The 20,393-nt window shown below is 59.9% G+C and carries 17 protein-coding genes; 16 read left to right on the plus strand and 1 reads right to left on the minus strand.

Annotation, left to right across the window (positions count from 1 at the left end; translation table 11 throughout):
* Positions 1–204: 204 nt before the first annotated feature.
* From NTD86_RS21040 to NTD86_RS21115, 16 genes are all read left to right on the plus strand, one after another.
* On the plus strand, positions 205–714 hold the full coding sequence (locus tag NTD86_RS21040) for a sigma-70 family RNA polymerase sigma factor (protein ID WP_262205174.1): 510 nt from the start codon (positions 205–207) through the stop codon (positions 712–714).
* 1 nt (position 715) lies between these two features.
* Positions 716–1,675, plus strand: a complete 960-nt coding sequence (locus NTD86_RS21045; protein ID WP_262205176.1) for a FecR domain-containing protein — start codon at positions 716–718, stop codon at positions 1,673–1,675.
* Positions 1,676–1,789: 114 nt separating this feature from the next.
* The gene (locus tag NTD86_RS21050; protein WP_262205178.1) at positions 1,790–4,432 is read left to right on the plus strand and encodes a TonB-dependent receptor; all 2,643 of its coding nucleotides are present in this window, start codon (positions 1,790–1,792) and stop codon (positions 4,430–4,432) included.
* Positions 4,433–4,734: 302 nt separating this feature from the next.
* The gene (locus NTD86_RS21055) at positions 4,735–6,069 is read left to right on the plus strand and encodes an NAD(P)/FAD-dependent oxidoreductase (RefSeq protein WP_262205179.1); all 1,335 of its coding nucleotides are present in this window, start codon (positions 4,735–4,737) and stop codon (positions 6,067–6,069) included.
* 186 nt (positions 6,070–6,255) lie between these two features.
* Positions 6,256–7,287, plus strand: coding sequence for an ABC transporter substrate-binding protein (locus tag NTD86_RS21060; protein ID WP_262205181.1), 1,032 nt, complete (start codon positions 6,256–6,258; stop codon positions 7,285–7,287).
* Positions 7,288–7,300: 13 nt separating this feature from the next.
* Positions 7,301–8,335 carry an ABC transporter substrate-binding protein gene (locus NTD86_RS21065; RefSeq protein ID WP_262205182.1) on the plus strand — a complete coding sequence of 345 codons (1,035 nt, stop codon included), beginning with the start codon at positions 7,301–7,303 and terminating at the stop codon, positions 8,333–8,335.
* Between the two features lie 74 nt (positions 8,336–8,409).
* Complete coding sequence (locus NTD86_RS21070; RefSeq protein ID WP_262205184.1) at positions 8,410–9,492, plus strand: ABC transporter ATP-binding protein; 1,083 nt, start codon at positions 8,410–8,412, stop codon at positions 9,490–9,492.
* A complete protein-coding gene (locus tag NTD86_RS21075) occupies positions 9,489–10,370 on the plus strand; it encodes an ABC transporter permease (RefSeq protein WP_262205186.1) in 882 nt (293 codons plus the stop codon). The genes NTD86_RS21070 and NTD86_RS21075 overlap by 4 nt, the downstream gene beginning before the upstream one ends.
* Before the next feature lie 4 nt (positions 10,371–10,374).
* Complete coding sequence (locus NTD86_RS21080; protein WP_262205188.1) at positions 10,375–11,190, plus strand: ABC transporter permease; 816 nt, start codon at positions 10,375–10,377, stop codon at positions 11,188–11,190.
* A complete protein-coding gene (locus NTD86_RS21085) occupies positions 11,187–12,668 on the plus strand; it encodes a 2Fe-2S iron-sulfur cluster-binding protein (RefSeq protein WP_262205190.1) in 1,482 nt (493 codons plus the stop codon). The genes NTD86_RS21080 and NTD86_RS21085 overlap by 4 nt, the downstream gene beginning before the upstream one ends.
* On the plus strand, positions 12,665–13,834 hold the full coding sequence (locus NTD86_RS21090; RefSeq protein ID WP_262205192.1) for an NAD(P)/FAD-dependent oxidoreductase: 1,170 nt from the start codon (positions 12,665–12,667) through the stop codon (positions 13,832–13,834). The genes NTD86_RS21085 and NTD86_RS21090 overlap by 4 nt, the downstream gene beginning before the upstream one ends.
* Before the next feature lie 92 nt (positions 13,835–13,926).
* Positions 13,927–14,718 (plus strand): IclR family transcriptional regulator, encoded by a 792-nt coding sequence (locus NTD86_RS21095; protein ID WP_262205194.1) that lies wholly within the window; start codon positions 13,927–13,929, stop codon positions 14,716–14,718.
* A gap of 105 nt (positions 14,719–14,823) precedes the next feature.
* Positions 14,824–15,858, plus strand: a complete 1,035-nt coding sequence (locus NTD86_RS21100; RefSeq protein ID WP_262205195.1) for a zinc-dependent alcohol dehydrogenase — start codon at positions 14,824–14,826, stop codon at positions 15,856–15,858.
* Between the two features lie 34 nt (positions 15,859–15,892).
* Positions 15,893–16,252 carry a RidA family protein gene (locus NTD86_RS21105; RefSeq protein WP_048371995.1) on the plus strand — a complete coding sequence of 120 codons (360 nt, stop codon included), beginning with the start codon at positions 15,893–15,895 and terminating at the stop codon, positions 16,250–16,252.
* A gap of 81 nt (positions 16,253–16,333) precedes the next feature.
* Entirely contained in the window at positions 16,334–17,833 is a 1,500-nt protein-coding gene (locus tag NTD86_RS21110; protein ID WP_262205196.1) for a CoA-acylating methylmalonate-semialdehyde dehydrogenase, read from the plus strand.
* An 82-nt stretch (positions 17,834–17,915) separates the two neighbouring features.
* Entirely contained in the window at positions 17,916–19,343 is a 1,428-nt protein-coding gene (locus NTD86_RS21115) for an aldehyde dehydrogenase family protein (protein ID WP_262205197.1), read from the plus strand.
* A gap of 52 nt (positions 19,344–19,395) precedes the next feature.
* Here the strand turns inward: NTD86_RS21115 and NTD86_RS21120 are convergent, their stop codons facing one another.
* Positions 19,396–20,319, minus strand: a complete 924-nt coding sequence (locus NTD86_RS21120) for a LysR substrate-binding domain-containing protein (RefSeq protein ID WP_262205198.1) — start codon at positions 20,317–20,319, stop codon at positions 19,396–19,398.
* Positions 20,320–20,393: the final 74 nt, after the last annotated feature.

Here is a 20,393-nt window from a genome sequence, read left to right on the forward strand (position 1 = left end):
GCGCCACATGCCAGTAGAGCGTGTCTGCCTCTGTTTTGAGGGTGGAACACGCATGCCCGAGATGTAGGGCGCACCTCACACCGAGTATTGCTAAAAGTTATATAAAAATATGTTTTAAGTATTATTAGCGAATAATGCCTTTTGATAGCATTGCACCGCCGGTACACCGGACACACAGCGCATCTCACCCTCATTGGAGTCTCCATGTCCGGCGCCGACACTTCTCACAGTGAATACGTGGGCGGATTGTTCCGCAGTCATTACCAGTGGCTGTGTGCACGACTGCGCCGCCATCTCGACTCCAGCGCCCATGCTGAAGACATTGCGGCCGATACTTTCGTCCAGCTCCTGAGTTCGCCCGGTGTGGTGCCCATCCGCCAGCCCCGGGCGCTGTTGACGACGATTGCCCAGCGCCTGATGTATCAGTTGTGGCGTCGACGTGATCTGGAGCGGGCTTATCTGGATGCTTTGCAGATGGATGACGCCTACGAGGCGCCTTCGCCCGAAGATCTGGCGCAGATGATCGAGGCACTGCAATGCATTGATCAGTTGCTTGATGGCTTGCCGGCCAAGGTCAAGGCCACCTTTCTGCTGTCTCAGGTCAATGGCCTGACTTATCCTGAAATTGCCGCTGAATTGGGCATTTCCCAACGCTCGGTCAGTGACTACATGACCAAGGCGGTCAATCGCTGCCTGCGAGCTTGCCTGGAATGAAATGAACATCGATAACCAACACGACGACGTGATCGACACCGCCACTCGATGGATTGTGCTACTGCGTTCAGGCCATGCCAGCGAAGCTGACTGGCAGGCTTACCGGCAATGGCGCGCGCAAGACCCGCAGCACGAACAACTCTGCGCCCAACTGGAAAACCGCCTTGGGGTTTTCCAGGTGCCGATTGCCCAAGGGGTCAGCGGCAAGGTGCTGCAACAGGTCCTGAATACTCCTGGCACCAGCCGTCGCAAACTATTGCAGGGCGCGCTGGCCTGTACCGGTGTGGCCATTGGCGCCAGTCTGTTGGTCAGCCAGCGCACCGCGCTGGGGGAGCTGACTGCGGACGTATCGACAGGTACGGCTGAGCGTCGCACCGTGAGTTTGCCCGATGGCAGCGAGTTGTTTATGAACGCCAAAAGCTCGGTCGATCTGGACTTCGAGGGCCCGCGTCGGGTGGTCCGGTTGCTCGATGGAGAACTGCGGGTCAAAGTCGCGCCCAATCCCGCGACGCCCTTTCAGTTAGTCACACCGCAAACCTTGATCCAGGTGTTCGGCAGTGATGTGGCCGTACGTGAGCGTGAAGGGCAGGGGCTGGTGATGGCGCTCAAGGGCGCGTTGCAGATTGCCCGCCAGGGGCTGGAAACCCTACAACTGCAAGCGGGGCATGAAGTGTCTTATGACCGCTACGGGTTCAGCACAGCACGTGTCATGAGCATGGGTGCCGCTGCGTGGGTCGATGGCTTGCTCGAAGTGCGTGATGTGCCGCTGGGGCAAATTGTCGAGGCGTTGCGGCCTTATCGCAGTGGCGTGCTGCGCATTGATCCGTCGGTTGCCGAGTTGCGCGTCAGCGGGATGTTCCGGCTGGATAAAACCGAGCAAGTGCTGGATACGTTGGCGCGGACCTTGCCTGTTCAAGTGGTGCGTCGCACCGATTATTGGGTCACCGTCGTGCCCGCTTGAGCGCAGTTCTAAGGACATAACCAAACGATCTGCAAGTTTTCCGGGCGTCGCTCCACACCTCTCCCGTAAGCGCTGCGGGGAGCAGCGTTGTTCAGAGATTTAGGGAGATACACTTTGAGCGCGTCCACTACCTTTTCACGTCGCCAGTTGCGGGCTTTCGCCATCGGGCCTCTGGCCAGCCTGTTTCTGACCTGTGCCTATGCGGCCGAAGAAGCCCGCCAGGTCTACCACATTGCCTCCGGGCCGCTGGATGAAGTGCTGCTCAACATCAGCCGCCAGAGCGGGCAGGTGATTTCGTTTACCCCGCAATTGAGCCGCTATTCGTCGGCGGCGGTCAACGGTTCGTTGTCGGCTGAACAGGCCGTTGGCGAAGCGTTGCGCGGCACCGGCCTGCGGCTGCAAGTCAGCCCGGACGGTGCCTTCATCATCAAGGAAGGTGCTGCGAACGCCAACAAGGCTGGCACCCAGGCCCAGGACGCAGCACCCACCACAGCGCTCGACCGGGTGGTCGCCATCGGCACCCGCCGCGCCAACGCGACGGCCCTGAGCAGCAGCGCGCCGGTGGATGTGATCAACAGCGAAGAATTGGTGCAGACCGGTGCCGTGACGCTCAACCAGGCGCTGTTCCAATTGTTGCCCTCGTTCAACTTTCCGCAAAACCAGAGCGCAACCCGTGGCCAGGACCCTAAAGGCGCTTCTTTGCGCGGTCTGTCTCCGGATGAAACCCTGGTACTGATCAATGGCAAGCGCCGCCATGCCTCGGCAGTGGTCAACCTGTCGGGAGGGGTGCCATTTATTGGTGCCCAGTCGGTCGATCTGGACATGATCCCGATCAGCGCCATCGACCACGTCGAAGTGCTGCGTGACGGTGCTTCAGCACAATACGGTTCGGATGCGATTGCCGGGGTGATCAACATCGTGCTCAAGGAGCGCGACAGCGGCGGGCAAATCAACACGCAATTGGGCAAGTTTTCCCAAGGTGATGGCTTCAGCAAAACCGCTGACGGCTGGTACGGCCTAGGGTTGCCGGGTGATGGCTTTCTGACCGTCAGTTTTAACGCGCTGAACAACAAACCCGACGATATCGGTGACAAGTACTTCGCCGATGGGCAATTGCAAGACCCGCGTTGGGGCGGTGCCGGACGTGACAAATACAACTTGGCAGCGAATGCCGAAATCGGCCTCAACGATCAATGGCGCCTCTACAGCTTCGCCACGTTCGGCCAGGACAAGTCGGTCAACAACACGCCGCAGCTGTTGGCCAGCAGCCCGAACAACGTCACTGAAATCTACCCCAATGGCACCATCCCGAAATACCGTTACCGCTATGAAGACGGTGCATTGACGGTCGGCACCCGTTATGAAGACGACAGCCTGGGCCGCTTTGACCTGAGCGCCACTTATGGTCGTGACGAACATGATGAACTGGCTTACAACACTCTCAACCCCAGTTTTGGTATCGCCAGCCCAACCAAATTCCAGATTGCGACGCTGATCAACGAACAAACCAACGTGGGTCTGGATTACGTCAAAGACCTGCCGGTTGACTGGCTGACCAACCCGTTGAACATCTCGGCCGGGATCGCCTATCGCAATGAGCGTTATCGCCTGGAGTCCGGTGATGCGCAGTCTTACTCGTTTGGCGGTATCGATGGCGTCCAGGTCGGTGGCGTCCAGGCATCGGGCCTGACCCCGGATGACGCGGGTACTTATTCGCGGGATGTGACCGGTATTTACTTCGGCCTGGAAAACCAGGTCACTGAAAAACTGCAATTGGGCCTGGCGGCACGTACCGAGCACTATTCGGATTTCGGTTCGGCCACCACGGGCAAACTGTCCGCCCGTTATGACTTCACCCCCAAGGTTGGTTTGCGCGCCACCGTCAACAACGCTTACCGCGCTCCGACTCTGGGTCAAATCGGCACCTCCTGGACCACCACCACCAACGTCGATGCCAATGGCAACCCGGTCCTGACCCGTATCTTGCCGTCCGATAACCCGGCGGCACGCGCCCTGGGCGCCGAGCAACTCAAGCCTGAAAAATCCACCAACTACTCGTTGGGTCTGGTGCTGCGTCCGGTCGATCAGGCCTCTGTCACCATCGATGCTTACCAGATCTCGATTCGTGATCGGCTGCTGTTCAGCGGCGGTATTTCCGGCCCCGATGCCGAGCGCATCCTGACCGAAGCCGGCTACGGGCAGTACAGTTGGGCGCAGTTCATGACCAACGCGGTCGATACCCGCACCCGCGGCGTCGACATCGTCGGCAAGTACAACTTTGATCTGCAACAGTACGGAGCACTGGCGCTGACCGCCGGTTACACCCGTGCCAAAACCACCATTGAAAAGGTCCATGAAAACCCTAACGGCTTCGAAACCGTGACCCGCGAAAGCCGTGGTTACCTGGAGTATGGCTACCCGAAAGACAAGTTCGTCTTGGGCGCTATTCACCGTTACGGCCCGTGGACCGTGGCCTTGAACGAAACCCGTTATGGCGAATACCGCAAGTTCGCCTCCCAGGCCAGCGATTCGCAATACGACCAGACCTTCGGCGCCCAATGGACCACAGACCTGGACGTCAACTACGCCTTCACCAAGCAGTTGCGCGTGTCGGTAGGTGCCAACAACCTGTTCAACAGCAAGCCGGATGACTTTGACAGCCACCTGCGTCAAACCCCGAGCCAGAAGTACAGCTACCTGTCACCGGCCGCCCCCGAAGGTACGTTTTACTACACTCGCTTGAGCTACGAGTTCTGATAGAAGGGGCGGTGGGGAGACTCACCGCCCTTTTTTTACATACCTGCTTCAACCCCGTCACACACCTTTGTGTGCTCCCTTCCTGCATTCGTGACGAACCGCTCATCGGCGCGCCACGCCCTGGCAAACGCCTGATTCCCCATATCTTTCAATGGCTTAGCGCTTTGTCTGGATGCTATGTGGTGTCTCCAAGATAATTTAATGATTTTTTAAGTTATTTATGCGATTGACAGTCGTATTTATTTGATCGAGCATTGCATTTAAATGATTCCAATATATCGCACAGCGATACGGAGATTAAATTGTACGATCCACTGGTCAATGCTCATCCAGGCATCGGAGTGCCCCATTCCTCGTCTTACTGGGTGGATACGGCGGGTTCTGCACCGCAAGATGACGGCCCGCTCAAGGGTGACATTGATGTTGAAGTTGCGATCATCGGTGCCGGTTACACCGGCCTGAGTTGTGCGTTGCATCTGGCGCGTGAACACGGCATTCGTGCGGTGGTGCTGGAGGCCAATCAGGTCGCCTGGGGTTGCAGCGGTCGTAATGGCAGCTTTGCGCGGATCTCGGGCGGGCGGGTGCCGCTGGCCCAGTTGATCGAGCGCTATGGCGAGAGAACCGCCAAAAACTATTTTGCAGAGATGACGGCCGCGCTGAACACCGTGCGCGGACTGATCCGCGAAGGCCGGATTGACTGCGATGTGCAGCCCGATGGCGTGTACAAGGTTGCCAGCAATGCCCGCCATGTCGAATCGCTGAAGCGTGAAGTGGGGCTGTACCACGATGTACTGGGCTATGGCGCGCAGTTGGTCAGTGGTGATCAGGTACAAGCGGTGCATCGCGGCGCGGAGTCATTCGGCGCGTTGTACATGCCCGATGGCTTTTCAATGCATCCGCTTAAACTGGCCTGGGGCATTCATCGCATGGCCCGTGCCGCAGGTGCCACGGTGCATGTGGGGTCACCTGTGACCGAATGGACCAGCCCGAACGGCTGCCATCGGCTGGTGACGCCGGGCGGCGTGGTGACGGCCCGCAAGGTGGTGGTCGCCACCAATGGCTACACGTCAACGGCCCTGAACCGTGCCACGGCCGGGCGGGTGTTGCCGGTGCACTCGCAAATTATCGTGACTCGCCCGCTCACGGCCGAAGAAAAACGCGAGACCTTACCCGGCAGTGAATGCATGTTCGATACCCGGCATTTACTGTCTTACTACCGTCGTTTGCCGGATGACCGCATCTTGTTCGGCGGCCGCAGCGCGATCACCGGGCGTGAAGCCGAAAGCCCCAAACACCGACAAAACCTGCATGACGCGCTGTGCCGCAAGTTCCCGATGCTTGAGGGCATTGAAGTGGATTACAACTGGGGGGGCTGGGTGGCGGTCAGTGAAACTTCGCTGCCATTTGTGTGCCGGGTGCCTGAACTGGACAACGTATTTTCGGGCGGCGGGTATGCCGGTAGCGGTGTGTCGTTCTCGACCCAGGTGGGCAAGCGTCTGGCCCAGATGGTTGCCGGTGATCCGCATCCGACCGAAGTGGACTTTCTTCACCAGTGCCCAAAACGTTTCCCGTTTCAACCTTTTCTACGCGTAGGCCAACGCCTGGCCTACGCCTGGTATCGCTTCAAGGACGCTTGAGCGGATAAAGGATTTATCAAACGTTACGTGTCAGTAATGGTTCACCCAAGCGGTGGCTGGTTGATCAGTAAAAGAGGTTCAAGCAGCGGGTCGAAGTGCCCGCGCTCACTATAAAAAGAGTGATTCGGGCTTCGCGGCCCGGCGTTTTATTCAACTGTCTAATTACAACAAACTCAGGAGTTGAAAATGCGATTAATCAACAAGCGGATGGCCACTCTGGGTCTCGCCATCTCCCTCTGTTCCAGCGTGTACGCCCAGGCGGCAGACAGTGTGACGTTCTCCGGTTGGGGCGGAGCGTTGCAGGATGCCGAACGCACGGCTTATTTGAAGCCTGCAGAAAAAGCTCTGGGAATCACCATCAAGGAAGACAACATGGACGGCCTGGCCGCCGTGCGCGCCCAAGTGATGTCCGGCAAGCCCAAGTGGGATGTGGTCGAGTTGGCATCCAACGATTGCGTGCTGGCACAAGAGCAAGGGCTGACTGAACCTCTGGATTACTCGGTCATCAGCACCGACGGCGTGGCATCCAACTTCTATGGCAAGAACTGGATCGCCAGCAATGCCTACTCCACCGTATTGGCCTGGGCCAAGGATGCGACAGGGCCGACCCCGAAAAACTGGCAGGAATTCTTTGATCCTTCGATAAAAGCTTCGCGCTCCATGTACCGCCAGCCGTATACCACCCTGGAACTGGCATTGATTGCCGATGGGGTATCGCCCAAAGCGTTGTACCCGCTGGACATCGACCGGGCGTTCAAGGTGCTGGACCGTATCAAGCCGCAGATAGTCAACTGGTGGCGCAGTGGCACCGACTCTGCGCAACTGCTACGCAGTCGTGAAGTGGATGCTCTGGCCATCTGGGCGTCTCGGGTAGAAGAACTGAAAAAATCCGGCGAGAACGTCGACTACACCTATGACCACGCGTTGCTCGATTACGACTGCGTTGTGGTACCTAAAGGTGCGCCGAACAAAGCCCTGGCCATGAAGCTGATCGCAGAAATCATGAAACCCCATAGCCAGGCGACGCTGGTGACGTTGATTCCCAACCCGCCGATCAACGTCAAGGCCTATGACACCGGGATCATTCCGGCGGATATGGCGGCCACGCTGCCGACGGCACCGGCCAATATCGACAAAGTGGTGTTCTTCGATCCTGTGTGGTGGCAAGGCCATCAGGCTGAGGTTCAGCGTCGTTTCGACGTATTCATCCAGAACTGATAAGGCGGCGACCATGAGCAGTTTCAAGAAATGCCTGTTGCACGGTGCGGTGTTGGCCTCTTTGGCGTGGGGAGCCAGTTTCCCGGTGCTGGCCGCCAGCCTGACATTTTCCGGTTGGGGCGGTGCCTTGCAGGATGCGGAACGCAAGGCCTATCTGGAACCCGCCGCCAAGGTGCTGGGTGTGACCATCAAGGAAGACAACATGGACGGTCTGGCCGCTGTGCGCGCCCAGGTGATGTCTGGCAAACCCAAGTGGGACGTGGTGGAACTGGGCAGTACCGAGTGCGCTCAGGCGCAGATGGAAGGGCTGGCAGAACCGCTGGATTACAGCGTGATCGACGCTTCCAATGTCGACAAATCCGTGGTCAGCAGTCATTGGATTGCCAGCCATGCCTACGCCACCGTTGTGGCCTGGGCTGAAGACACGGGAACGCCGGTGGCGAAAAACTGGAAGCAGTTCTTCGACCCCAACGTCAAGGGCGCGCGCGCTTTGTACCGTCAGCCGTGGCTGACCATGGAAGCCGCGCTGTTGGGCGATGGGGTTGCCCCCAAGGACCTGTATCCGCTGGATGTCGAACGCGCGATCAAGGTGCTGAGCCGGATCAAGCCGCAGGTCGTCAACTGGTGGAGCGCTGGCGCGGATTCGGCGCAGTTGTTACGCACCCGCGAGGTGGATTTCCTGGCGATCTGGAATGGTCGGGTCAACGAGGTTAAAGCCAGTGGTGACAAGGTCAATTACAGCTTTGATGGCGCGCTGTTAAGCCATGACTGCCTGATCGTGCCCAAGGGCGCGGCGAACAAGGACCTGGCCATGAAGCTTATTGCGCAGATCATGAAGCCGGAGAGTCAAGCCATGCTTGCCACGCTGATTCCTTATTCCCCGGTCAATGCCAAGGCGTATGACTTGCCGATCATCACCCCGGAACTGGCGGCGCGGTTGCCCACATCGCCACAGAACATCGACAAGGTGGTCACGGTTTCACCTGAGTGGTGGGTCAAGAACCAGGAGGCGGTTCGCCAGCGGTTCGCCCTGTTTCTCGCTAACTAAGAAGCGGGACGGGGCACCCGCGGTGTCCCGTCTTCGAAAAGGGCGCGTAACGTCCTAATGTGCCGAGTGTGAATATGTCCGAAGAACATAAACTTTCGATGTCGATCGACATTGAAAAACTGACCAAGACCTACGACAGCTTTGCTGCGCTGGATGATGTGTCGCTTTCGATCAAAAGCGGTGAGTTCCTGTCGCTGCTGGGGTCTTCCGGCTCGGGCAAAACCACGCTGCTGATGGCGTTGGCCGGGTTCGTTCGCCCCGACGCCGGCAGCATTCGCTTTGGCGGCCGCGAGATGATCTTCGAGCCGCCGCACAAACGCGATGTGGGGATGATGTTTCAAAGCTATGCGCTGTTCCCGCACATGAACGTCTTCCAAAACGTTGCCTACCCATTAAAGCTGCGCGGGTACAAACGCGATGACATTCGCCAGCGGGTGCAGCAGGCCCTGGCCACTGTAGAGCTGGATCATCTGATCGAGCGGGGCATCACAGAAATGTCGGGCGGTCAGCGCCAGCGCATTGCCCTGGCCCGGGCCATCGTCTTTGAACCGAAGATTCTGTTGATGGACGAGCCGCTTTCGGCCCTCGACAAACGCCTGCGTGAAACCATGCAACTGGAGTTGCGCCGCCTGCACGAGCGGCTGGGCATGACCGTGGTGTACGTGACCCATGACCAGCGCGAAGCGTTGACCATGTCGGACCGGATCGCGGTCATGAGCAAAGGGCGGATTCGGCAGATCGACACCCCGGTCAACCTGTACGAGCGTCCGGCCAACCGTTTCATTGCCGAGTTTGTCGGGGAGTCATCCTGCTTGCCGGTGACCCTCAACGCTGGGCAGGCGCTGTTTCAGGGCCGGCCGTTACGCGGCGCCAACACGGCAGTTGGGCTGAAGAATCCGAGCCTGGTGGTACGGCCCGAAAAGCTGCAATTTGTGAGCCCTGAAGCCAGTGACTACAACGTGCTGCATGGTCGCGTGGCTGACGTGATTTTCCAGGGCGAGAGCCAGTTGGTGCAGATCGATCTGGGGGAGGGCATGGCGGTTGCGATTCGTCGGCCGACCAACAGCTCGGCAAATAACCACTTGCCCGTGCGCGGTGATGCCGTGGTCCTGGGCCTGCACGTTCAGGACACGCTGCTGGTCGGAGACGATCAATGAGCAGCGCCATTTCAGATGCGCTCAACGCGCGTGACCTGCTCAAGGCCCAGCGTCGTGAACGCTGGTATTTGTTCGGCTCCGGAGTGCCGGCGTTGCTGCTGGTGTTGCTGACGTTTGTGCTGCCGATCGGCTGGTTGTTCTGGCTGTCGCTGTTCAATGCCGATGGGCACTTGTCGGTGGAGAACTACACCCGGCTGCTTGAACCGATCTATGTGCTGACCTTCATTCAGACCTTCAAGACCGCCATCATCGTGACGGTGGCCTGCGTGCTGATCGGCTACCCCTATGCGTATTTCATGATCAAGGGGCCGCGCTGGATGGCCAATCTGGCCATGGCGTTCCTGATGGTGTCGCTGTGGACCTCGTTGCTGGTGCGCACCTATGCCTGGCTGATCATCTTGCAGCGGCGCGGCATCGCCAACCAACTGCTGATGAGCCTGGGCATCACGGATGCGCCGCTGGCACTGGTGTACAACCTCACCGGTACGGTAATCGGCATGGTGCACATCATGCTGCCGTTCATGATTCTGCCGTTGTTTGCGGCGATGAAAAGCATCGATCCGATCTACACCCAGGCAGCGGCGGCCTTTGGCGCCTCCCCGTCGCGGGCTTTTCGTGATGTTTTTCTGCCGTTGTCGGGCCCTGGTCTGGCCGCTGGCGCCACGCTGGTATTTGTCATCACGCTGGGGTTCTACGTGACGCCTGCATTGCTGGGCGGCGGCCGGGTACAGATGATTTCGATGCGCATTGAAAGTGATGTGTCCATGTACGCCAACTGGGGTGCGGCTTCGTCGCTGGGTGTGGTGCTGTTGTTGGCCACCTTGTTGATGCTGTTCATTGTCAAAAAGAGCGCGGGCCTCGGCCGGCGCAGCGAGTGAAATCATGGTCCGACTAAAACAAAATCTGATGGCGGTGGTGCGCGGCTCCTGGCTGTACGTGCTGGTGTTGGCCACCATGATCTTCCTGATATTGCCCACGCTGATCGTGATTCCGATGTCGTTTTCGGATGCGCGATACCTGAGCTTTCCGCCCAAGTCGTTCAGTATCGAACCGTTCTTCAAGTACTTCGCATCGCTGGAATGGCGCAGCGCAACACAGGTGTCGCTGATTACGGCGTCACTGGTGATGGTGCTGGCGACCACTCTGGGCACTGCCGCCGCGTACTCGCTGCACGTGACCCAGTCCAAACTGTCGGGGGTACTGCGCGGCTTGTTGATGGCGCCGATGATTGTGCCGACGATTTTTATCGCCATTGGTCTGTTCTTTGTCTACGCCCGTTTCGATCTGAACAACACCATCCCGGGCCTGGTGCTGGGGCACACGCTGCTGGCGTTACCGTATGTGGTGATCAACGTCAGCGCCGGGTTGCGCAGCTTCGACATGACCCAGGAGCAGGCCGCCTGTATCCTCGGCGCCAGTCGGCTGCGGGCGTTCTTTGACGTGACCCTGCCGCAAATCCGTTTTTCAGTGATTGCCGCCGCGATGTTCGCCTTTGCCATTTCGCTGGATGAGGCCGTGGTGTCGCTGTTTATCAGTGGCGGCGATTCAGCGACACTGACCAAGCGGATGTTCAGTTCGTTGCGCTCCGAGATCGACCCCTTGATCGCCGTGGTTGCCACCTTGATGACGCTGTTGTCGATCATCATGCTGTGCATCAGCATCATGGCCAAGCGCAAGGCCGGGAGGGCCGTTGAATGAGCAAGGAAAACCTGCGCCTCAAACATGCCAGCAGCGAGCGTGTCGAGTTCTTCTGGAATGGACGCTTGTTGCAGGGTCGCAAAGGTGAAAGCCTGGCGACGGCGTTATTGGCCAACGGCGTGAAAACGTTGGCCTGGACGCGTAAGTCCCATCGCCCGCTGGGCTACTCGGGGACTTACGTGGCCGGGGTGCTGGCTCGGGTGAATGGCGTGCCGAATGTGCGTCTTGATCTGTTGCCTGTCACGACCGGGGTGCGGGTCGAGATGCAAAATTGCTGGCCCGCCCCGGCATTTGATGTGCTGCGCCTGTGCCGGCTGATTCCTGCGCGCTGGATCCAGGGCGGGTTTGAGCACAGCAATCTGGTGCCCAGTGGCACGGCGTTGTTTCAGCGCTGGGAGGCTGTGCTGGCTTTTCTGGCAGGCGTCGCCAAACCCGCAGAAGGCACGGCTGAAGTCGCCGTCCCGCAAGGCCGTTACCTGAGTGCCGAGGTGCTGGTCATCGGCGCCGGGCCTGCAGGGTGTGCGGCGGCCAATGACGCCGCACGCGCCGGACGCAGCGTAGTGCTGGTGACGCGCGGCAATCGTGTGGCCCGCTTCGCGCAAAGTGCTGGCCAGCCGACACCACTGCTGGATGAACGGGTACAACTGGTGCCCGGTGTCGAGGTGTTTGGCGCCTACCGCGAAGGGGAGTTGCTGCTCGGCGCGCCCCATGACCCGACTCTGGGAGCGCTGGCACTGGAAGCCGATGAGGTGGTGCTGGCCACCGGGCGTCGTGCTTGCCCGCCGGTGATCCCCAACATCTGGCTGCCCGGTGTCATGGAGGTACGAACCGCGCTGATCATGGCGCATGAACAGGCGGTGGCGCCCGGCACTCGTGTGGTGGTGGTCGGCAATGGCGAGCAGGCGGCGGTGGCCGATCGTTTGCGCGAACTGGGTGTGAATGTGGTGGCGCACAAGCCGATCGGCGAGCTGCGCCGCGTCATGGGGCGCAATGCGGTGACCGGAGCGGTGTTCGATCAACCAATTGCCTGCGATGCGCTGGTTCACGCCGGGCCATGGCTGGTGGACGCCAGTTTGACGTTCCAGAGCCGCGCCGAGGGGCTGCTGCAATTGCGCGAACGGCGGCCAAGTCGTTTGCGCACTACCGGCGCGGCGGCTGAGCCTGATCAATGGCTGCCCGTGGCCGGCCATACCGGCGACGCGGCACTGCTGTGCCCATGTTTCGATGTGTCTTGTCATGAGGTCGAAGCCTTGATTGAGCAGGGTATTACCGACCTCGAGGTGATCAAACGACTGACCTCGTGCGGCATGGGGCCTTGTCAGGGCCAGCCGTGCTGGGACTCTCTGCGGGCATTGGTCAGCGCGCGCAGCGGTATCCCTTTACACGCCTTGCCCAGGCCGACACTGCGCCCGCCACGGCGCGCCTTGAGTGTCGCGCAGGCAGCCGGTCTGGCCGATGTCGTGGAGCCTTTGCAATGACTGAACTGAAACCTTTACCGGCACACGCGTCGATCGTTATCGTCGGCGCCGGGATCCAGGGCCTGTCGCTGGCCTTCAACCTGGCTGAACTTGGCGTGCGCGACATTCTCGTACTCGATGCCGGTTACTGGCAGGGCGGCGCCTCGGGGCGTAACGGCACGTTGATTCGCGGGGCGTTCAGCTCGCCGGAATGGACCCGCTTTTTTGCGCATTCGTGTCACTTGTGGCAAGGCTTGTCCAGGCGCCTGGGCGAGAACGTCATGTACTCGCGCCGAGGCTACACCATGATCGGGGAGCGCAGCAGCACGGCCGCCATGCTCGACCGGACACTGGACGTTCACCGGGCGTGCGGTATCCATTCCAGCCTGCTCACTGCTGAGCGGTTGCGTGAAGTGCTGCCGGCCCTGGCCCACCATCGCGTCAGCGCTGCGCTGCACCTGCCGGACAGCGGGGTGGCGCCGCACCATGCCGCCATGTACGCCTATCGCCAGGCCTGCGTTGCGCGCGGGGTGAGTATCCATTATCGGACCGAAGTCACGGCCATTGACCGCAGCGCCGGTAGGGTTTCGGGTGTGCGTGTGGGTGAACGGCGTATCGCAACGGACACCCTGGTGTTGGCAGGCGGTGCAGAAAGCAACCGCCTGGCGCAATTGGCCGGTGTTCCGCTGGACGGCTACCCCATGCGCCTAGAAGCCATGGCGCTGGAGCCGATGAGGCTCTTGATTGGTCCTGCGGTTGCGCTGCTCGATCGCCTCTGCTACATGCATCAGACTGCGCGCGGCGAGGTAGTGGGCGGCGCTGAAGTGGCCGAGCGTGCGCAAAACACCCTGAATGCCGATGTCCCGGTCATGGGAGCGACAGCCCGCGCGTATCTGGAGATGTTCCCTCAACTGGGGCATGCACGTATCTTGCGGCAATGGGCGGGGCTGGTGCATATCTCCAGGGATTTCGGCCCGTTATTAGGCGCCCACCACGACTTGCCCGGTCTGTTTATGAGTGCAGGCTGGTGCTATGGCCACGCGGGAGCACCGGCTGCCGGTGAATTTCTGGCCCGGGCCATCGTCAAGGGAGAGGTGGATGAACGTATGCGGCCGTTTGCCGTTGACAGATTTGAACGTAACCGGCCCGTTGTGGAGCCCGGTATTGTATTGAGCCATTTTGAGTAACGAACAGCACTTGAGCCCATGCAGGCTTTTGAGTATTCACCCCTAATCAGTACCGTGATTGACATGCCTCGCGGCAGAAAAAGGAAACAACCATGAGTTCCCTAGAAGACTCGCCACTGTTCATCACCGCTTTGTCCAAGGGGCTGTCGCTGCTGACAGCCTTTCGCGCCGGGCGCCCGAGCATGAGCCTGATTGAATTGGCTGAAGCGACAGGGCTGAACAAAAGCGCTGTCCAGCGTTCGGCGTTCACCCTTGAAGCGCTGGGCTATCTGTATAAGGACCCGGTCACCAAGCGCTTTCGCCTGGCGCCAAAATCCCTTGATCTGGGCACCGGTTACCTGCAAACCAGTGAGTTGATCGAACGCGCCAACCCGTACCTGCATGAGCTTAACCGCAGCGTCGAGGAGAGCTGCAACCTGCTGGAGCCTTGCGGCCTGGACATGCTTTACGTGGCTCGCTTCCCCAGCCACAAGCAAATTGCCATTCACATGCCGCTGGGGCGTCACCTGCCCATGTACTGCACCTCGGCGGGCCGGGCTTACCTGGCCGCGCTGCCGGAAAGCGAGTCTGACGCGATTCTGCTGGCCTCCGAGCGACGGGGTTACACGCCCAGTACGGTGACCGAACTCGATCAACTTCGCGCCTTCATCGCTGAAGCGCGCAAAGAGGGTTATGCCTACGCCCAGGAAGAGTACTTCGCGGGCGATATCAGCGTTGCAGCCGCGGTGGTCAATGCCGATGGTTATCCGCTAGGTGCGGTGAACATTTCGGTGCCGTTCAGCCGCTGGAACCTGGAAGATGCGCGCAAGCACCTGGCACCTAAAGTGATCAACACCGCCCGCACCATCGCGAGCGCGACACGCAGTTTGCGCCCCGTGGGCTAACCGCCACAGGGTATTCCTTTTACTTGTCACACCCTGCTGCGGGCCTGGCCCGCGGTATAGGTGCTGCTTTGCCCGGTGTTCGGGTGCATTTTTAAGGAGAGAGCGATGAGTCAAACCATGAAGGCTGCCGTCCTGCATGCCGTGGGTGAGCCGCTGCGGATTGAACAGGTTTCCATCCCGACCCCGGGGCCGGGTGAAATTCTGATTCGTATCGTCGCCTGCGGCGTTTGCCACAGTGACTTGCATGCCATGGACGGTGACTGGTCCGACTTACCCACGCTGCCGCTGATACCGGGCCACGAAATCACAGGGTATGTGGCGGCTCACGGAGCTGGCGTGACCGAGCCGGCCATCGGTACGGCGGTCGGTATGCCGTGGATGTACAGCGCGTGCGGCACCTGCGAATTCTGCCTGGGGGGCATGGAAACGATCTGCGAGCGTCGCGAATCCACTGGCTACAGCAAGCAGGGCGGCTATGCCGAATACATGATTGCCCCTGCCGCCTTTGTGGCCAGCATCCCTCCTGATACCGACCTGTATGCACTGGCGCCGATCCTGTGTGCCGGCGTCACCACCTATCGCGGCCTGATGCGTTCACGTGCGCGGCCCGGGCAATGGGTGGCGGTCATGGGTATCGGCGGTCTGGGCCATGTTGCCGTGCAGTACGCCATTGCCATGGGCCTGCGCGTGGCGGCCATCGATGTGTCGGCAGACAAACTTGAGCTGGCCCGCAGTTATGGCGCCGAGTGCCTGATCAATGCCCTCGACAACCCGGTCGCCACCCTCAAGCAGCAGATCCCTGGCGGTGTACATGCAGTGTTGGTCACCGCTACCGCCAATGCGGCTTTCGAGCAGTCGATCAAGATGCTACGCCCCGGTGGCACGGCGGTATTCATCGGTTTGCCGGGCGGTGATGCCGATACCGTTCGCGCTTCCATTTCCAGCATCAGCGGCTGGGAGCTCTCGATCACCGGCTCCAACATCGGCACCCGCCAGGACCTTAACGAAGCTGTGGCGTTTGCCGCGCGCGGGCAGGTCAAGGCACAGGTCAGCCTTGAGCGCCTGGAAGACATCAACGACATCTTTGCCCGCATGCGCCAAGGCCAACTGGTCGGGCGCACGGTCCTGAAAATCGCCTGACCTCATCCTTCAAATCTCAACAGGAGTTAGCACCATGACCATTACTCGCCTGCAACCCAATCCGGGCTTGCTCAGCCACGCCCTGGTCCACAACGGCATCGTCTATATCACCGGCCAGGTGCCCGCCGACCGGACCCAGGACGTCGCCGGTCAAACCGCCCAGGTCCTGGCGCGGATCGACGCCTTGCTGGCTGAAGCTGGCTCGGACAAATCGCACATTCTGTTTGCCCAGATCTGGCTCAAGCATGCGGTCCAGGATTTCGCCGCCATGAACGCGGTGTGGCGCGAGTGGATCCCCCAGGATGCATTGCCAGCACGCGCCACCGTCGAGGCCAATATGGCCGCCGACAACATTCTGGTTGAAATCGCCTTGCAGGCAGCCGTCAAGGCCTGAGCCTTTTGACGCTACAGGTGCAGACAGCGCTTTTTAATAATGGCCGGGCAAACACTGTTTGCCCGGCATGGGAGAGTCGTAATGGGCAGTATCGTTCCTCATCTGATTAACGGCGTTCGCGTCCAGGGCACAGGTCGCACCGCCGAGGTGTTCAATCCGTCCACGGGTAGTGTCAGCAAGCATGTGGCGCTGGCTGACGCGGCCACCCTGCAGCAGGCCATCGAAGCCGCCAGGGCGGCGTTTCCAGCATGGCGCAATACCCCTCCGGCCAAGCGCGCGCAAGTGATGTATCGCTTCAAGCAACTGCTCGAAGAGCAGGAAGACGAAATTGCCCGCCTGATCAGCGAAGAGCATGGCAAGACGCTGGAAGACGCCGTGGGGGAACTCAAGCGCGGCATTGAAAACGTTGAGTTCGCCTGCGGCGCGCCGCAACTGCTCAAGGGCGAATACAGCCGCAACGTTGGCCCCGGCATCGACGCCTGGAGCGATCTGCAGCCGCTGGGAGTCGTGGCGGGTATCACGCCGTTCAACTTCCCGGCCATGGTGCCGCTGTGGATGTATCCGCTGGCGATTGTGTGCGGTAACTGTTTCATCCTCAAACCTTCCGAGCGTGACCCGAGTTCTACTCTCTACATCGCTGAGTTGTTGATCCAGGCGGGGTTGCCCAAAGGCGTGCTGAGCGTGGTGCACGGCGACAAGGAAGCGGTGGATGGGCTCATTCAGTCCGAGCATGTCAAAGCCCTGAGTTTTGTCGGATCGACGCCGATTGCCGAGTACATCTACAGCGAAGGTACCAAGCGCGGCAAACGTGTCCAGGCGCTGGGCGGGGCGAAAAACCATTGCGTCCTGATGCCAGACGCGGAACTGGACAATGCGGTCGGCGCTTTAATGGGGGCGGCCTACGGCTCTTGCGGCGAGCGTTGCATGGCGCTCTCAGTGGCGGTGTGTGTGGGTGACCCGATAGCGGATGCGCTGGTGCAAAAGCTGGTGCCACAAATCCGCGCACTGAAAATTGGCGCAGGCACGTCCTGTGGCCTGGACATGGGCCCGTTGGTTACCGGTGCGGCGCGTGACAAGGTCAAGGGCTACATCGACGCGGGTGTTGCTCAGGGGGCGCAATTGTTGGTGGACGGTCGTGACCTGGTGGTTGCCGGTCATGAGCAAGGTTTTTTTGTCGGCGGCACGTTGTTCGATCGAGTGACGCCACAGATGAGCATCTACACCGATGAAATCTTCGGCCCAGTGTTATGCATCGTCCGGGTGGGTAGCCTGGAAGAAGCCATGCAATTGATCAATGCCCATGAATATGGCAACGGCACCTGCATTTTCACCCGTGACGGTGAAGCCGCCCGGTTGTTCTGCGATGAAATTGAAGTGGGCATGGTCGGTGTCAACGTCCCGCTGCCGGTACCGGTCAGCTATCACAGCTTCGGTGGCTGGAAGCGATCGCTTTTTGGCGATTTGCATGCGTATGGCCCGGACGGTGTGCGCTTCTACACCCGCAAAAAGGCGATCACGCAACGCTGGCCACGCCGTGCGAGCCATGAAGCAGCGCAATTTGCTTTCCCCAGTCATCAATGATGGTGTTGTGCTAAACCCAACAGTCCATCCGTTCGCAGGCTGAAGCCTGAAAACGGCATATGCGTCCAAGCGAGACAAAAACATGAACAATGCGCTGAAATTCTATATCGACGGTCAATGGCTAGACGCTGCGTCTGGCGAGACGCTTGAGGTGATCGACCCTTCCAGCGAGCAGGCCTTTATCAAGATAGCCGTGGGCAATGCCGAGGATGTGGACAAGGCGGTGAAAGCGGCCTACAAAGCTTTTCCAACGTTTTCGCAGACCGGCGTGGCTGAGCGTCTGGCGCTGCTCGAGGAGATCTTGCGGGTTTACAACCTGCGTTACGAAGATCTGGTCAAGGCGGTCAGCCAGGAAATGGGCGCGCCGCTGCATTTTGCTCGCGACGCCCAGGTGTGGAGCGGTCGTGCGCATCTGGAGTCGACCATCAGTGCGCTCAAGTCGTTCTCGTTCAGCGAGCAGCACGGCACCACCAGGGTCGTGCGCGAGGCGATAGGCGTGTGTGCGCTGATCACCCCGTGGAACTGGCCGCTGAACCAGATCGTGTGCAAAGTGGCCCCCGCCATTGCAGCGGGCTGCACAGTCGTACTCAAACCCAGCGAAATTGCGCCGCTGACCGGCATCATTTTTGCCGAGATCCTGCATGAGGCGGGTGTCCCTGCCGGGGTGTTCAACCTGGTCAACGGTACGGGGCCTGCAGTGGGGCAGCCGATGAGCAGCCATCCGCAGGTCGATATGGTTTCGTTCACCGGCTCCACCCGCGCTGGTATTCAGGTCGCCAAGTCCGCTGCGGATACCGTCAAACGCGTGGCTCAGGAACTGGGTGGCAAGTCTGCGAATATCTTGCTGGCAGATGCGGATTTCGACGTCGCTGTGGCCAAGGGGGTGCAGGGTTGTTTCTCCAACTCGGGGCAGTCTTGCGATGCGCCGACACGCATGCTGGTGCCGGCGGCGCAGCATGCCCGGGCCCTGGAAATCGCCCGGCAGGCGGCTGAGCAACTGGTCACCGGCAGTCCGCGTGATGATAAAACCAACCTGGGCCCGGTTATCAGCGCGGCGCAGTTCGACAAGATTCAGGGCTTGATCAAAGCCGGGATCGAGGAGGGCGCCACCCTGGTGACTGGCGGTCTTGGCCGTCCTGAGGGCCTGGAAACGGGCTTTTATGTGCGTCCCACCGTGTTCGGCAACGTTCAGCCGCAGATGACCATTGCCCGCGAAGAGATTTTCGGGCCGGTGCTGTCGATCCTGCCTTACGACACCGAAGAGCAGGCCATCGAGATCGCCAATGACACCGTTTACGGCCTGGCGGCGTATGTCCAGTCCACGGACATCGAACATGCCCGAAAAGTGGCCGGGCGCATGCGTGCAGGCTCGGTGTATCTCAACTATCCAAGCTGGGACACCTTTGCACCGTTTGGCGGCTACAAACAGTCGGGTAACGGCCGCGAGTATGCGGGCTGGGGTATCCACGACTTCCTGGAAATCAAGGGCGTGGTTGGCTGGGGCAACTGAGCCCCATTGAGGGGCATGGCTTGAGTGCGCCAGCGCTCAGGCCATGCCTGGCTTAATACGCTTCACTGGGAATCATCGAAACAAACTGCGAAGCGAAGATATTTTCCATGACGCGCATAAAGTCCAGTGTCAGCTGCGAACGTTGTTGGTGGCCGGGAAAGATCATGGACACTTCGAAAGGCAGGTGCTGATCAATCTTGCGGTACGTAATGCCCGGATACTGGGTATAGGCGGCGGTAAACGGATCGCAAAGGGTGATGCCCAGCCCGCCCGAGACCATGCCGCAGGCGGAATGGGCCGAGGTGGTTTCTACGCACGAAAAACCGCTGACCCCGCGTGCTTCCATCGCCGAGTGGATCCGGCGTTGCAGCGGGTTATTGGTGTTTAGCGTGACCAGGCGACGGCCATCCAGGTCTTCAAGCGAAATGACACTTTTGACGGCCAATGCGTCGTCGACGGGCATCACGCACACGGCGCTGATGGGGGGCAGGGCGATAGCGTGAATCCCTGGATACTCGCCAGACGGTAGCTGCACAAACCCGATGTCTATCTGATTGGCCGATGTCAGCTCCAGAATCCCCAACGAGTTGCGAACATCCAGCGATGTTCTGACTTCAGGATGTTTGCGGGCAAAACGGCAAACACCTTCAGCCACGACACTGAGCCCCAGGGTGCTCATCGATGCGATGCGCAACGTGCCTGTGCGCAGCGTCACCAAGTCTTCTGCGATGCGCTCGATGCGCTCAATCCCTTGATAGAACTTGTCCACTTCGGCGTATAGACGCTGTGCTTCTGCGCCCGGTATCAGGCGGTTGCCTTCGCGGCGGAACAGCCTGAGCGACAGTATTGCCTCCAGATCACGTACCAGCCGGCTGACGGCGGGTTGGCTGATGTGCAGGGTTTCGGCGGCGATGGTCATGCTGCCCGTGAGCATGACGGCCCGGAAGGCTTCGAGTTGGCGCGGGTTCAACTTCATCGTAGTGCTCGTTCTTATGGGTGTTATCGGTCGCAAGCGCCGGGCAACGTATAACATTTTGTTATGTGCGTCCA

This window comes from Pseudomonas sp. 7P_10.2_Bac1 (genome assembly GCF_025465935.1).
Taxonomy (GTDB): domain Bacteria; phylum Pseudomonadota; class Gammaproteobacteria; order Pseudomonadales; family Pseudomonadaceae; genus Aquipseudomonas.